This window comes from Streptomyces sp. NPDC033178 (genome assembly GCF_055577685.1).
In genome coordinates, this window is sequence record NZ_JBVIPT010000035.1 from 18,002 (window position 1) to 31,822 (window position 13,821).

The 13,821-nt window shown below is 68.2% G+C and carries 8 protein-coding genes; 4 read left to right on the forward strand and 4 right to left on the reverse strand.

Annotation, left to right across the window (positions count from 1 at the left end):
* Window positions 1-76 precede the first annotated feature (76 nt).
* The 3 genes from ACZ5VQ_RS47465 to ACZ5VQ_RS47475 all read left to right on the forward strand — a co-directional run bounded on the left by ACZ5VQ_RS47465 (window position 77) and on the right by ACZ5VQ_RS47475 (window position 4,242).
* Window positions 77-3,655, forward strand: a complete 3,579-nt coding sequence (locus tag ACZ5VQ_RS47465) for a hypothetical protein (protein WP_469110453.1) — start codon at window positions 77-79, stop codon at window positions 3,653-3,655.
* 15 nt (window positions 3,656-3,670) lie between these two features.
* Window positions 3,671-3,808 carry a hypothetical protein gene (locus tag ACZ5VQ_RS47470; protein ID WP_469110454.1) on the forward strand — a complete coding sequence of 46 codons (138 nt, stop codon included), beginning with the start codon at window positions 3,671-3,673 and terminating at the stop codon, window positions 3,806-3,808.
* Window positions 3,809-3,966: 158 nt separating this feature from the next.
* Window positions 3,967-4,242 carry a hypothetical protein gene (locus ACZ5VQ_RS47475; protein WP_405541031.1) on the forward strand — a complete coding sequence of 92 codons (276 nt, stop codon included), beginning with the start codon at window positions 3,967-3,969 and terminating at the stop codon, window positions 4,240-4,242.
* Between the two features lie 965 nt (window positions 4,243-5,207).
* Here ACZ5VQ_RS47475 and ACZ5VQ_RS47480 read toward each other — a convergent pair.
* From ACZ5VQ_RS47480 to ACZ5VQ_RS47495, 4 genes are all read right to left on the reverse strand, one after another.
* Entirely contained in the window at window positions 5,208-9,440 is a 4,233-nt protein-coding gene (locus tag ACZ5VQ_RS47480; RefSeq protein WP_405541032.1) for an NACHT domain-containing protein, read from the reverse strand.
* Window positions 9,441-9,978: 538 nt separating this feature from the next.
* Complete coding sequence (locus ACZ5VQ_RS47485) at window positions 9,979-11,268, reverse strand: hypothetical protein (protein WP_405541033.1); 1,290 nt, start codon at window positions 11,266-11,268, stop codon at window positions 9,979-9,981.
* Between the two features lie 37 nt (window positions 11,269-11,305).
* The gene (locus ACZ5VQ_RS47490) at window positions 11,306-12,118 is read right to left on the reverse strand and encodes a hypothetical protein (RefSeq protein ID WP_405541034.1); all 813 of its coding nucleotides are present in this window, start codon (window positions 12,116-12,118) and stop codon (window positions 11,306-11,308) included.
* A gap of 253 nt (window positions 12,119-12,371) precedes the next feature.
* Window positions 12,372-12,854, reverse strand: a complete 483-nt coding sequence (locus ACZ5VQ_RS47495; RefSeq protein ID WP_405541035.1) for a hypothetical protein — start codon at window positions 12,852-12,854, stop codon at window positions 12,372-12,374.
* 85 nt (window positions 12,855-12,939) lie between these two features.
* Between ACZ5VQ_RS47495 and ACZ5VQ_RS47500 the strand changes: the two genes are divergently transcribed.
* Complete coding sequence (locus ACZ5VQ_RS47500) at window positions 12,940-13,818, forward strand: hypothetical protein (protein ID WP_405541036.1); 879 nt, start codon at window positions 12,940-12,942, stop codon at window positions 13,816-13,818.
* Window positions 13,819-13,821 lie beyond the last annotated feature (3 nt).

Consider the following 13,821-nt stretch of genomic DNA (forward strand, 5'->3'; position numbering starts at 1 on the left):
ACGGTACGACATCCGCCTGCGAAGCTATCGGGTCGGATACGTCGGATCAGACCGGTACGAGACCAGGACACGCACCATGCCCACGAACACGCCCGTCACTTCCGCAACACACCGCCGCGTGGACTGGAAGGTCCTCGACCGCGCCCTGGCCCCGTACTCCACCGACTCCCTGATCGTGCTGCTCCAGGCCGCCCTCACATCGCCGGACTTCCAACGTCTTGAGGACCACCTCCTGCTGATGCTCACCCGCGTGCTGCGCACCCCATCCCGCCCAGGCGTGCACGCCGAAGCCGACGACCTGCCCGCACTGGTCGACGCCATCGTGCGCGCCGCCCCCGGACGAGGAGTCCTCACCGACCGCGATCCCAGCGACCTGCGCGCAGGAGTGGCCAGCACCACTGCTGGCGAGCTGCTGCTGGTCCACCCCGGGCAGCTCGCCCACCCCTTGCTCGTACTGCGCACCCTGGAGCTCACCGCCCTGGCCGTCGACCAGCCGCTGTGCGAGACCATCGGCTTCGGGATCAGCGACGTCCTCGAACTGGCTCTGCGGATCACCGACCGGGCGCTCGACGCACTCACCCCCGCATGGCCCGAGCCGTATGCCGCGCCGGACGAGCCGGAATTGGACCAGGTTGCCTGCCGTCTCACCTCCGCCGAGGTCGACGCCGCCCGCGCGATCGCGACGGCCGACCCGGTCGATCTCCTCCCCTCCTGTCGGCACCCGGAGCGCGCCGGACGCGCCCTGGACTGGCTGACCAGCCGGGTCAAAGACCTTCCGCTGCGCTACCGCCCCGACACGCCGCTGCTCGGCCCCGTCTTGGCCGTTACCGCGCACGGCCGGCGTCTGCCTGTTCCCGCCGGTGCGGCGACGGACGCCATCGCCCCGGCCGCCACCCGGCTGCTCGCCTTCCTGCCGCCGGCCGAACTCCCTGCCGCTGAGGAGCGGTTGCAGGAAGTGATCGTCGCCCGGCTCGCCCAGCTCCTCGGCCTGGACCACATCCCCGCCCGCCCCGGACCGGTGTGCCGCATGACCTCGCCCACCCACCGCTACGACATCGCCGTCGTCAGCGGACTGACGGACGGCACCCTGAGCGGACGCATCAAGGAAGGCCGCGCTGCTCTCGCCGCCACCCCGCCGGGCCGCGGGCGCCTCGTCGTCTATGGAGGCCCCCGCGTCCTGACCCGCGAGCTGATCCGCGACACCGCCTTCCTTCACGTCGAGGAACTCGCCGAGATCCTCCAGCAGTCCAACGGCGACCCGACCCTGGCGGCCCTGTTCGTCCTGGAGCTCACGGAACACCCCGGCGTCCATGGCGTGGCCTACCTCGATGCCCTCGACGCGTGGTCACACTGGCACCGCAACGCCACGCTCCTGCTGCCCGGCCCCGACAGCGACGACATCGCATTCGTCCCCGCAACGCCCTTGGACGAGGTCTGGGAACACGCCGCCGTGCACGCGGCCACCGACCGTGTGCTGAGCGCTGCCGGCCTGCCGGGCGTCCGGGACTTCACACGCGTCACGCTGGTCCCTCCCGAGCCCGGGGCCCACGGGACAAGCTCCCGTCTGGAGTACCACAGTCCGGAGGGCACCCTGCTGGCCCGTACGTCAACCGTCCCGCCGATGGTGATCGTCGCTGTCCCCTCCCCGCAGCGCGGCGGCCCGCTCGACGCACGCGGCATGGACGACCTAGCCGACGCCCTGCACACCACGCTCACCACCATCGCCCCGGCCGCCACGCACGCGACCCTCCCCGACGGCGCACCCCTCATCGTGGACGTGACCGTCTCCGACGAACCTCACCAACTTCCCACCGGAAAACCGGAGCCGGCCGATAACGCCGACACGGAAGAGGGGCTCCTCGTGCGGGCGGGCGCCGACCCCGCCACCGCGCGGATCGGCCTCGTCATCGACCCGCCGCTCCTTGCCTCCTTCGCCGGAGACGGCCAACAGGGACACCGCATCCTGGGCCGGCTCGTCCACGAACTCATCACCCAAGTCCGCACCGGCCGCACTGCTGGCCCCGGCACCGACATCGACACCTTCACCGACGCGTGGAACAGCGCCCATCCACTGCTGCTCCTGACCGGCATCACCACCTTCTGGCCCGCCACCAGCCCCGCCTACATGCTGCCGCGCACGCCTCACCTGCACGTGCGCGCCCTGCGTGCCGCGGCCGCCGCCGTCCGCCGCCATAGCGTGCAGGCCGGCACATGGCATCGCGCCGAGGCATGCCGTCCGGGTGGGCCCGCCGAGCAGCTCCTGCGTGCCCTGGAAGCCGAACTCGCCGACCAGATCAGCGCCTACCAGCCGGCCCTGTTCGGCGAACTTGCCCGGCACCTGAACGCCGCCTGGTCGCACCGCACCCGCTCGCACACGTCGATCGCGGTCAACCTCTCGGCCCCCTGGGCGGACAACTGGGCGGACGAGTCCCGGCGCCAGCAGCAGGACGCCATGGGCGCCACCACCGCACTGCACCTGCTGCTGCAGCAAGCGCTCGTCACCCCGCCCGTCGGCGATCGGCCCGTCGACATCCTGGCCGTCGCCGAGCTCGCCGCGCTCGCCGACCTCGTCTTCAGCACCGGCACCACAGCGGTGGCAGCCGCGCGCCGTCTGCATGACCTCGCCCTGACCATCGATCCCAGCGGGCTGTTCACCCTCAGCGCCGACGCCGACGAGACGGACGCTCCCACCAGCCCGGAACAGACCGCAGCTCCGGGCGTTCATCTCGGGTTCGACGCCAGCGCCTACCACTACGCCCGCCACGAGCGGATGATCGCGGCCACCGCTGACACCGAGCTCGAAGCGATCGACGCGACAGGCCTGCCCGCCCGCCCACACGTGCGCACGCCCGTCGCCTTCACAGCTGCAGCTCTTCCCGCCGGGAGCGCACTCGCCACGGCCGACCAGCTCCTCATCCAGCACTGGGGATGCAGTCTGGACGCGATCACCGCGGTCCTCGCCACCGCCAGCGACTGGCCCACCGGCGAGAGCGGCACCACCACAGCCACCCCCGAGGAACTGGTCGCTGAGAGCGCCGCATGGTCCGGGCTCCCCTCCGATCACCTCCATGCGGCCGTCGACCGGCTGCGCCTGCACCCCGGCAACGCCGCTGGCCCAGGCGAGCACTCCTACACCGAGGTCGAGCGCCGCATCCGGCCGCTGACCCACCCCCTCATCGCGCACGGCGAGGAGCTCCTCGTCCTGCCCTGGCTCGCCCATGTCTCCCTGGAGATGTACGCCGCCAACCTCGACGACGGCCACCTCCCGCACCCCGAACTCCCCCACCCTGTCCGCGACGCCCTCTTCCGCCACCGCCAGCAACTCGACCAGCGCCTGGAAAACGACGTACGGGACGCCGCCCGCCATGCCGGACTGCCGCACCGCTTCCGCCTCCTGGAGAAGACCGCCGCCACACTCGGCATCCCCGGCCTGATTGGAGAGATCGATCTCTTGGTCGCCGACCCCGACACCCACCGACTGTGGGTGATCGAGGCAAAGAACCCCACCCGCGCCGTCGCGATCCACGCCCTGCAACAACACATGAAGAAGTTCACCACCCGCTACCGGGACAAACTGCTAGCCAAAGCCACCACCGTCGCCCAGCACGCGACCCACGCGGCAGCAGCCTGCGGTGTCGACGGCGAACACCCCTGACGCGTCCTGCCGCTGATGGTCACCCGCACCATCGAGCCAGCCGCTTTCCTCGCCGACCCCCGCATCCCCTACACCACGGCCGATCACCTCACAGTCATCCTGAGCCAGCCCGACAACCCCCAGCCCGGCTGGGCCACCGGGCGGACCGTGTGAGACCCGGTGACGGGCGCCCCGCTGCATCATTCCTGTGCCGCCGATGTCGTATTCGACGGATAGCCGGCACGCGCCGGCGCAACGCCGCTGGGCTCGCGTGCAGCAGCCGGACGGCCCTCGCGCGCGGTATCGGCTGGCGGACATCGGCGGGACCCTCCGTGAACGGCGAGACCGCGCGCGACGGCCTCCAACACGGTTTGATGGACCAGACGGCGTGGGAGGGGGACGGATCCGCTCACCCGCGCGTCGACCACGCGCAGACACCCGCCTCGCCAGCCCTCAGCTCCAACAAGCAGGCGCAGTTCGGCCCCGCCGGTGCGGTGACGGACGCCAGCGCGGCGCCGCCAACCGACCCTCTCGATGATCCCGCCTCCGAGGAGTGGAACAACCCCGTGTGGAAGATCGCATATTTCCCCATGCGGAACTCCTCGTAATTGGCCATGGGGAGGACGGAGGCGCGTCGTCGTCCCCACGGCGCCAGGGTTCCCGGGCCGCCCGATAACCCGCCGGTCGTTCGGGCTGGTCAGGACTGTCCAGGGTGGCCGCAGGCCAGCGCAGAGCGCCGCCGAAGGCGCCCTTGACTGGTCTGACCAGCCCCACACTCAGCAGTCGGGCGGCCCGTCACCGGCCTCGTCCGAGATGGGGAATTACGCGGTGCTGGAGGTGCCGTTGATGGGGAATTACGCGACCGCTCACAACCCCGCGCCTTGAGCCGGTGAACGCCGCTGGGCGCCGTACGGTGCCCCTGAACGCCTTGGTGCATCAGGCTCAGCCCGCCCGGATACCGCTATGGACCTCCTTGAGATAGGCCGAACAGCGTCTTCCCGCGATCTCGGCCGTCTCCTCAGAGGTGGCCCCGGCCGCCGGTACAAGCCTGCGCGGCGGCCCCGGGCGCCCGCCCTTCTTCTTCCCCACACCACTCCCCTTGCTCTCGGTCAGCGGCGTAGGGCAGGAGCCCGACAGCGCATCACGAGCTGCGGAAAGTGCCACCCATCGGCGGAACGAAGCAGACTGGGTGCCGCGGCACTCGCGGCGGGGACGTTTTGTCGGCAGGTGCGGTTCCAGGTGAGCCCATTCGGCATCCGAGACATCACCACTACCCGACGGGCCGCCGGCTCGTGGGCGCAACCCGGCGGCCGCCCGGGCTTCCCACGCCCGGGAAGGACATCTGCAAGTCCCCCGCCAGCATCGAGAGGACGTCGATGGCGAGTTGCTCGGGTTGGGGGTCGGTCATAGCGAATGCCCGCAGGAGGGCCGCGAAGCTGAGCCCGAACGTAGCGCTGCTTGGACCCATCGGCATGCGCTGGTAGCAGGGCGGAGCGGGACGCCATAGTTGTGCCGAGGCCTCCCGCACGGGCGCCAGATGAGCATGCTGCCGGCCAGAAACGGGGGCGTTCCATCAGCGCTCGTATTCCAAAGCAGCGGTCAAGCTGTAGGCGCCTACTTGGGCGAGTCTGTCGATGATGTCCAGGCAGCGGATCCGTAGGGATTGTGGGCTTTGCCGATACAGGCGGAGGACGACCGAGATCAAGTAGTGGCCGTCTGCTGCGCGGTGCGTCCTGATGTCTGCGAGGTCGCGGCCCGCGTGCTGGACGATGCGCTCGCATGCATCAACCGCGAGGGCGGGAAGGGGCCCGGTGTGCTCGTGGAGAGCGAAGACCAGATGCTCAAGGTGGTCTGGGAAGGCCTTGCTTTCAAGGAAGGCGTTAATGAGTTCCTCAGCTTGGGCGGGAAAGAGGTCAAAGACCTGTCGCATCGCCTGAGATGCGTTCTTTCGCACATCGGCGTCTGCGTCGTCGAATAGCGGGATGAGATGCGGATAGTGGCTGATGTTGGCGGCGAGCTCTGCGGCCGCGCCGCGGCGGGCGGTGACATTGAGGCCGCCCGCGGTCCCTGGAAGGTCTGGGGTGAGAGATCCGTGAATGGTGGTGACGGCCCATGCCCCGCCAGCGAGTTCGGCGGCTGCGCCTGGGGCTTGAAGAGCGCAAGCCAGGTGGGCGGAGAAGCGTGAGGGTTCACGGATCAGCGCGTTGATGAGCAGCCGTTGTGTGGTGGAAGCGTTGTGAACGTTGACGTCGTGGTGGTCCAGAAGTTGTTCAGCGGTGTCGAGTGCGCTCTGCGGGTCGTGCCTCATCAGGGCGAGCACGGCCTCCGCAGTGCAGACTCGGACAGCAAGCACTCGATCGTTGGCCAGTCGGGTGATCAGCGGTGTCAGCACGCTCAAATGCTCACTGCCGTGAAAGAGCAGGGCGGCGACAGTCAGTGCTGCCTGGCCTCGGGTGGCGTTCATGCCGGCGGTCAGCAGGTCCGTGCGAGTCCCGTCGGCCTCGCGGATGTCGTGTTCGGGGTCGGTGGCGGTGGTGTAGCTGTCGAGCACCGGAAGCGTTGCGTCACTGAAGTTCTGGGGAGCCGACTGCAGGGCGTGACAGATCGTGGACGCGGCGGCGGAGCCGTGCATCTGGTGGGTGTGAAGAGCCAACTGTTGCCAGCGTTCGTCGTCCAGGTGAGGCGTGACCGCGGCCACGATCGCGCATAGGTAAACGGCCGGGGAGTCCGTGCCGAGGGTGAATGCGAATCTGCTGAAGCTATCGGGGTCCTGCTCGGCTCGCCTGCCGAGGGTTTGTGCGAGTTCGTGAGCGCCTCCCTGGGGCGGCCAGCGCCGTTCTGGTTGCGGCTTGGCGTACTTGTCCAAGGCTCGGTGCCACTGGGCGTCGGTCATGTTCCCGGCAGCCTGATCGCTGATCGGCGAGCCGACGAACCCGGCTTGAATGGGTGCCGGCGGCGATGGGAGCTGACCCGGGAATTTGCGCTCCCACTCTGAGAGCTGTCGGCTCACCGCTTCACTACGGCGAGCGGGGCTGACCGCGGAAAGCAGTTCGTACTGGGCCCAGCCCCATGAACTGCGCTGTCCCTTCTGGCGTCTGCGCTCCCACGCTGTGTAATAACCGAGGAGCACCGTGGTCAGACGTTCCAGCGTCTCGCCGGTGCAGTGGGGCGTGGCTGCCTCGATGAGTTCACGCGAGGCCCAGCTCGGACTGTCCAGCCATCCCAGGCGCAGATTGCGCTCATCGCTTACCAGCCACGCGATCGCCTCATCAGGAACATCCATGACGGTGTAGGTACGGCATGCAAGGAATCGCAGTTCCTGAACGGGTGATGCGGCCAGTTGCTGCAGCGCGGCGTCGGCGGCTGTCGGGGACTGGGCGGCCAGGGAGCGCAGTGCCAGGTCGAGAGCAGTCAGAAGTGCGGTGTCGACGCCGTGGCCGCCGATGTGGCGGTAGGCCCAGTGGCCTGCAAGGGCAGTCATCCCAGCGCGGTGGGTGCTGGTGGCGGTGGCTACGTCTATGACGAAGGGCAGGACCTGCTCTACATAGGTTGCCGGTTCGGCCTTGGCGATGCGGGAGAGGACCGTGTCGGCGACCTGGGACCGTGTGGACAGGTGGTCGGACGCAAAAGGATCGTCGGATCCGTCGGCGCACGCCCGGGCAAGGTGACGGTGCAGATACGCACCGGCGAGGCGCGCGGCGGGGGCGGGGGCGGTCTCGGACAGGCTGTACAGCAGGGACCAGAAGTCGCTGTTCACGGCGATCGGTCCGCGGGCCTCGTCGGCATGGCCGTTTTCGATGAGCTCGACTGCAAGATCGACGAGGTCGGGGGTGAGGGCCCACTCAACGAGCCCCAGAAGGCGCTGCCCCCACTGCGTGGTGGTGCCCACATACGGCCGCACCAGCTCCGCGACGCGCCGGGGCTGGTGTCGAGCGGCGACCAGCAGTTCCCGGAATGCCGCATCGGAAGTCTGCGGCGTGCTCAGCCAGCGTTCCCAGTTCTGATCGTGGTCGGCGGCGGCGAACCATTGCGGCCGGGAGAGCAGGCCGCGGACCTTGAGGGCCACGGGAGCCTGGCCCCAGGCGACAGCTTCGAGGGCCTGCCAGTCAGCTTTGGTGGCGTCGAGTTGTGCGAGGACGGCGATGACCACATCGTGCAGGTGGGAGCGGATCCGGCTCGAAGTCAGAAGCTGGACCACCACGATGCGGAAGCGTTCGCGATACGTGCCGGCGAGGTGTTCGAGGATCTGCCGGGTCTGGGCCCGCCGGAACAGGTGCTGTCCAGACTCGGCGAGGAAGTCGTGGATGTCTTCGCCGGTGGCGATGAAGGACCGGGCGAAGAGGAAGTCGAAGTAGGTCTCGTGGAAGAACCCGATCTGATCCCCGTCGCCCACCAGCACACCGTGTGACTTCAAAGCCTTGACCTGCTGGCGGGGAAAGCCATCGAGGAGGGCCACCGGTGCGTGCAGCTCTTCGCGTTCGCTCATGGAGGCGCACAACAGGCCGGTGATACCGGACCAGTCCAGCGTGGCGACCTCTCGCTCGAGGGCCTCGCGAACGTCGTCCGTGTAGCGCGCGTACAGCTCCTGCAACGTGCGGTACGGCACAGCACGCGCGGGGGCAGAAAGGCGGTCGAAGACGGACAAATGCAAGGGAGTGCGCAGCAATTCCAGGGTCACGGGGCCCAGTCCGTCAGGATCCGTGCCGCTCGAGGACAGGACCGTGCGCACCGCGTCCACGTCCAAGACACCGAGAGGGAAGCGGGCTGCCCGGGTGGCGTCGGCGACCAGACGGGACAGTCTCCGGTCGTTGTCGATGTCGACGGTGCGGGCCACCAGGAGCACCTTGACGTTCGGGGCCACAACCAACTGCGTCAAGACGTCCTCGACGGACTCGTAGGCGTCCGACATCCTCCCGTTGTAGGTACTGACCGCGTCCAGCTGATCAATCACCAGCAGTGCCGGCCCCTCGGCGGCGACCCCGGCCAGCAGCACTGCCGGGGAATCCGGCAGTGTCATAGCATCCCCCAGCCCCACGGCTGTCTGAACACTCGCGTCGACGCCGTCCATACGGACCGCGGCCGCCGGCCAACCCTGCTCGGTCCACCGCGCCAAGACATCGGCGACGACTGCCGACTTGCCCAACCCGGCGCCGCCCTCACAGACCACGATCTGCGGGCCGTCCTTGAGGCTCAGACGCTCGTACAGCTCCTGCGTGTGCGGTCGGGCGGCCATGCCGAAAGCGGGCTGGCCTCGCCGTACACGCCGAACCAGGCGCTCGACGGTAGCGGCCAAAGCGGAAAGCGTTCCAGGGTCACCGGCCAGCAACCGTGGGCGCACACCCGGCATGGTCAGCAGATGGCTGTAAATCTGTGAGCCGGTCAGGCGCTGATGGGGGCGCCCATCGAGATAGCTGCTGAGCTGTGTGACGATGACTTCCGGATCCCCGACAAACAGCAGTTCATAGGTGGACACGACCAGTCGGCGCAGGGCCTCTGGTGAGATGTGCTCCACGTGCACGGCTTTCAGGTACCGCCAGCCGACCTCCCGGTCGACCAGTGTCCCGTCCACTTCCCAGTTCGTGAGCACGGATGCGAACTGGGGAACCTGGGCCTTGGTGAGGATTCCTTCGAACTCCGCCAGCGTCTCGGCAGCCCGTGCCCGCTCGGCAAGGTCATCCAGTTCAGGCGCCCCTGTGGACAGCACGAGGCGTACCTTCCTGCCCTCCGCAAGATGCCCCGTGACCGCCTTGAGGATTTTCCCTACAGCCGTCAGAGTCCATGCACCCTTTGAGGGGACGTCCTTCACCTGTTCGCACCAGATGCCGTCAGGCTCCTCGAGTTGGAACTCGATTCCCTCGCCTGCCGGCCCCGGAGGCTCCGGCCGGATCCACGATGCCCGCCCCCGCACAAGCTCGGCCGCACGCAGCGCAGTCCACCAGTCCTCGTACCGGTTACCTGCCTTGTCCGCAGCCCCACCCGGCAACCCCACCCAGCCTCACTCCCCACGACACGACAAGGGGCCTCCCCCTCAGAAACCCGTGCCCCGCGACCCTACTTCAAGCCACCGACAAGCACTCATAACAACCAGAAACGAATGAAAGCCGACACTCTATGGCGGTGGCGGGGGCAATAACACCCCGCTGGCACTCTGGGGTCTGCCGCACGATCGGGTGACATCTGAACTGGCTTGCCCTGTGGGGCGGGTGGGAAGGATGTCGCTGTGCCCAACCCTTATCCCGAAGAGTTCCGTGAGGACGTCGTGCGGGTCGTGGGGCACCGTGGCCCGGGCGTGGCACTCGAGCAGGTGGCCGCCGACTTCGTCGACACAATGGGCTGAGGCTCTGTCAGGCCCGCTTGGGCTCGTACGGACTCCAGCCGTGCAGGTACGGGCGCAGGTCTTCCGGTGTGGTCGTTGGGGGTTCCGGCAGTCCTGGGTTTAGGGGTACGGGGTCGATGCGGTCGGCATAGGCCCGGGCCCACGTGGTCCAGGCGGTGACTGCTTCGGCCGCGCTGGGGGTGGCGTGGTGGTCTTCGAGTGCGTCGCAGTAGGCGCGGATGGCGGTGGCTTCCTGCCAGGCCTGCACCTGCGCGCGCAGGGCTTTCAGTCTGTGGTCTTCCAGCAGGGCAGTGCGAGCCTGCTGCATCGCGGTCAGCCAGCGTTGGTGTGTCTCTTCCTCTTTGCGCTGCTGGGCCTGCCGTCGTTCGTACTCGACGTGTGCGCGGTGGGCGATCTCTTGCAGGAGGGCGGGGAGTTTGTCTTCCAGGCGCCACCGTTGGCGGTCTCCCCAGTGGGAGCGCCGGCCTCGATGGGCGTAGGTGTGCTCAAGGCTGAGCTCGAGTTGGTGAGACGGACGCGTGGTGCGCGCGGTCACGCGTTGCCAGGCGTACTTCGTCCCGCTGGGGTCGGGGACCTCGTAGGCGCCTTCGTAGAAGGAGAGCCGGAAGGAACTGTCGCCGATGCTGATCACCAAGCTGGCTGCTGAACCGGACTCGGGGTTACTGACCGTGTAGTTCTTGGCTTCGGCTGCGTGGCAGAGGGCGTGGAGTATACGGCGGGCGCGGGGCTGGCAGTCGGGGCAGGCCGGGACGTGTGCTGCCGCGGCTACGGAGTGCAGGAGTTCTGAAGGCAGGTTGTCGGGAACCGGGACGCTCTCGTCTGGGGGTGTGGAGCGTCGCGGCGGTGGCCCAGGGCACAGGGTGATGACCAGGTCGCCTTTGTCACGTCCGGTGTGCTGGAGGTGGTGGCCGTCGGGGATCAGGTGGTCTGCGCGTGCGGAGTGCAGGGCGCGGCGCCAGTGGGCCCGCTCGCCCGAGGCGGGGTTGGCGATGCGCAAGGTGCCGCCTGCTTGCTGAAGTCTGCTGATCAGTTCGGCCGCCTCGGGTGCCGTCGACGGGGTAGGAGCGCTCAGGCGTGGGGTGGGCGCGGCGTCCGTGTGAGCAAGGTACTCAAGGCCGGCCTCGGTGGGGGCTGCGCTCCAGCGGCCATCGGCCCGGAGTGTGGTGACCAGGCCCCGATTGCGCAGAGCGTAGACGGTCGGGGCGAGGCCGGAGTCATCGGAGGTGACAGGTGTCTCGCCGTGGCAGATGCGGCGCAGGACGTCGAGTTGGCGCTCATTGATCTTGGTGCGGGCCACGGATCTTCCTGTCGTCGATGCCAGGACGGTCGGGGTGTCAGTCGTCGCGCTCGGCCTGGCGCAGCGTCTCGAGAGGAACGCCGAGTTCCCGCTCGAAGCGGTCGGCTGCCTTGGCCTGCCCAGCCTGGCGAAGGCAGCCGATGGCCTGCTCCATGAGCTGGCCGATACGCAGGACCTCGTCCCGCAGGGCTTTGAGTTCTTCGAAGCTCTCGACCACGTCCGCACCGCACCACTGGCGCAGCAGGTCGTAGGCGGGTTGGGAGCTGCGGTCGACCTCTGCGCAGATCTCGGGGCTGATGTGAGTGCCTGGGTTCTTGCCGCGGCCGGGGTAGTAGCGGCCGTAGATCGCGTCTTGGCGCGCCTGACGTTCGTGTTTGTCTACGAGGGTCATGAGGTGGTCGGCCCGAGTGCGGGCCAGGAGCCGAGCCACCTCAACGGTAGTGGGCCAGGGCGCAGTCAGTGAGCCGTCGGTGTCAGTGAAGGTCCGCGGGTCGCTGCAGAAGAAGCTTTCGGGGACATCGAGGAGCTCGGCCAGTGCGGGCACGTCGTCGACGTACAGCAGGCCCCGGTCACGGGAGTTGACGCCGAAGGACACCACCCCCTCCCACAGGTGCTCATCGAACAAGATGATGACCGCCCGGAACGCGGGATCCTCGTCGTCCGGGCTGTCCCGCGTCAGTTCGCTCCACCGCTCCTCACTGGCCAGCCAGGCGTCCTTGTCCTTCCAGGCCGCGCGCAGCCGGGCCGGCGGTACCCACTCCTGCCGGCCTTCCGCTTCCTCCGCGACAAAGCGGATTTTGACCCGCACGGGGCGTTGCGTGCCCAGTTTCAGGACCTCGACTTCTGCCACCGGTCCGTGGTGCGGCGCCGCCCGGTACGCCCACCGCTCCCCCACCTCCACAGACCGCTCCTCTCCCCGCCGACATCCCTCCAACATCCTGCTCCTGATCACGCATCCGAGGGCGGATTCCTCCTGAGCCGCTCCCCGCAGCGATGCAAGAAGAACCGGCCCGATGGCGTCTTCGACGGTCGGACACGGATTCCTGGTAAAGGCGACGGACAGCCGGACGCCGGCTCTTCGTGGAGCCCTCTGTTTGACCATGTCAGGCGGCGCGTTCCTGGACGCTGCCGGTCCCGAAGACCTCGTCGAAGGGTAAGGCCCGCCGGCTGTTGACCAGGTGGTAGGCGCCGTGGGTGGGGCGGAGGGTGTGGAAGGCGTCGTAGAGGACCTCGGCGGGCGTCAGGACACGGAGGTCGCCTAGGACGTAGTACAGCGGCACCGGCGCATGGACGCCCATGAACTGCAGTCCTGCCAGGGCGCACTTGTGGGAGATGGCGTAGTTGCGGGAAGCGGTACTGGGCATGCGCGTTTTGGCGTCTATGGTCACCAGTTCGCTGCCGCGGGCGGCGATAAGGTCGGGAAAGTAGCGCAGTGGAGAGGGCGTGTGGCGCAGGGCTTGCTGGATGGGTGCCGGGTAGGTGCCCTGTCCGCAGGAGTGGACGGTCCAGCCGCGTGCTTCAAGTGCGTTCTTAACGGTGTGTTCGTGCTGGTCTCCGATGATCCGTCGTGCCTGCCAGTCGGCCACTGCTGTGCCTCCTCGTCCGCAGCCTCTTCGCGTAGTACGAAGTGCCACTGTTTTGTATTACCACCGTAGCGGCTATGATGCCGCCATGACGGAGTACGTTGACCCACGTTTTCGTCCCACGCTGTGGCCCGGATCCACCATCCCGGTCCCGCCCCTGATGCGACGCATCAAGAACGTGCGCGTCAAGGGCGATTGGATCCTGTGGACCCCCGCTCCCTTCGAGGACCGCACATCCGTAGAGCTGCCCGAGGACTTCTACCTGCGTGAGCTGATGGAACTGCCGGCCGACGACCTCGAGGGCGCAGCCCGGATGATGGCGGCCTACGGACCCCTCTTCGGTATCGACCGGGATGATCTGTCCTTCGACCGCGAGGATGTGTACGAGAAGCTGCAGGACATCCCCGAAGCCGGCGGCGATCAGCAGCCTCATCCGTTCGGTGTGCATCGCGATCTGGTGGCCATCTACGTGCAGACCGCGCAGGACGCGATCACGACATGGCTGGCCTGCCAGCGCGAGGGCGGACTCGAGGAACTTGTCCGACAGCACGTCACTGAGGAGACCCTGGCCGATCTGCGGTCACAGACCCAACACCGCGAGCAGCCCTGGCCACAGTCGCTCGAGGAACTGCAGGAGATCCTCATCGACGCCGAACTCACGTCGCTGGAGGAGGTGTTGAACCGGGCTCTGGGCCGCTTCAGTATCGGTATCGGTGATCTCTCCGACCGCTACCCCACCGTCTGCTCCGTGGCGTTCCTGCAGATGTACAACCACCTCGTCGAAGGCGCCACCGTCCACCAGTGCGCCAACGAAAGGTGCGGCCGCGCCTTCGTCCGCCAACGCGGCCGGGCCGCATACCGCCAGCACCGCACCACCGGGGTGAAGTACTGCTCCCGCGAATGTGCCCGCGCCCAGGCCCAGCGCGAACTCCGCCGACGCCGCAAGCAGGAGCCCAGGAGTCCCTGAGGG

What these genes read in the sequence shown, in the direction of transcription:
- ACZ5VQ_RS47500 (WP_405541036.1), top strand. Translation starts at nt 12,940, where the DNA reads ATGACGGAGTACGTTGACCCACGTTTTCGTCCCACGCTGTGGCCCGGA.
- ACZ5VQ_RS47470 (WP_469110454.1), top strand. Translation starts at nt 3,671, where the DNA reads ATGGTCACCCGCACCATCGAGCCAGCCGCTTTCCTCGCCGACCCCCGC.
- ACZ5VQ_RS47465 (WP_469110453.1), top strand. Translation starts at nt 77, where the DNA reads ATGCCCACGAACACGCCCGTCACTTCCGCAACACACCGCCGCGTGGAC.